This is a genomic window from Alteromonas sp. G5_S2_22_S1 (assembly GCF_054968525.1).
On sequence record NZ_JBQKUJ010000047.1, the window covers coordinates 1 to 1,261 of the forward strand.

General features: G+C 46.0%; 1 protein-coding gene. It reads left to right on the plus strand.

Annotation, left to right across the window (positions count from 1 at the left end):
* Positions 1–61 precede the first annotated feature (61 nt).
* A protein-coding gene (locus ACTRWF_RS19615) for an IS3 family transposase (RefSeq protein WP_462836101.1) occupies positions 62–1,230 on the plus strand; the annotation gives its coding sequence in 2 pieces (ribosomal slippage) (positions 62–314 and positions 314–1,230; 1,170 coding nt in all).
* Positions 1,231–1,261 lie beyond the last annotated feature (31 nt).

A 1,261-nucleotide genomic window follows, 5' to 3' on the forward strand; every position in this document is an offset into this window, starting at 1 on the left:
TGACGTGCTCCAATAGATTCACACAGCCAGTTAAGGGATAATTATCTCAACTGGAGTGTATATGAAAACGCGAAAAAGCTATTCAAAAGAATTTAAACTGGACGCTGTTAGTCTGGTTACAGAACAAAATTATAAGATTGCTGAGGCTGCTCGTAGTCTTGGTATTAGCGCGAATATGTTAGGCCGCTGGCTTAAAGAGCAAGAATCAGAAGGCGCTCACGCATTTCGAGGCAACGGTAAGTTGACACCGGAACAGGAAGAAATTCGTCAGTTGCGAGCAGAGAATAAACGCCTGAAAATGGAGAAAGAGATCCTAAAAAAGGCGACGGTCTTCTTTGCCAAAGAAACCAAGTGAAATACGGTTTCATTACCCAACATAAGAAGACCTGGCCGATTAGCCTGATGTGCCAAGTTCTGGGAGTCAGTCGCCATAACTATTACAGTGCAGTGCGACGAAACGAGCAACTTGAACCCGATCCGCAACATGATGAGCTAATTGAATGGGTACAGAAAATAGCAGATGCCAGTGACTATACCTATGGCGTCAGGCGAATGAAACACGCGCTGAATTCGCTCGGTTATCCGGTTGGAAAACAGCGTACGAGAGCCTTGATGAAAGAAGCTGACGTGAGCGTTAGACGGCGTAGAAAATACAAAGTAACGACCAACAGCAACCATCAGCAACCTGTATTCGACAACGTGCTGTCACGCGACTTTGATGCGCAAAAACCAGACCAGGCGTATGTCTCTGACATTACCTATATCTGGACGCAAGAAGGCTGGCTGTATCTGGCCGTTGTCATTGATCTGTTCTCACGCAAAGTCGTGGGTTGGAGTATGTCTTCTCGGATGAATGCCCAGCTTGTGTGTGATGCCTTAACAATGGCTTTATGGCAACGCAAGCCCAAGGCTGGCCTGATACATCATTCGGATCGTGGTTCGCAATATGCAAGCCGACAATTTAGACAGCTACTGGCGCAGTACAAGGTAACAGGTAGCATGAGCAGGAAAGGTGATTGTTGGGACAATGCCGTTGTAGAGAGCTTCTTCGGCACATTAAAACAAGAGCGAGTGCAATGGCGTCACTACCAGAGCCGTCATGCTGCTCAGCGGGATATCCTGCAATATATTACTATGTTTTATAACAGCCAAAGAATGCACTCATATCTGGATTACAAAAGTCCAAACCAATATGAAGCTGACATGGCTAACTTAGGAAAAGCGGCTTAACTGGGTTGTGTGAATTTGGTTGACCACGTCA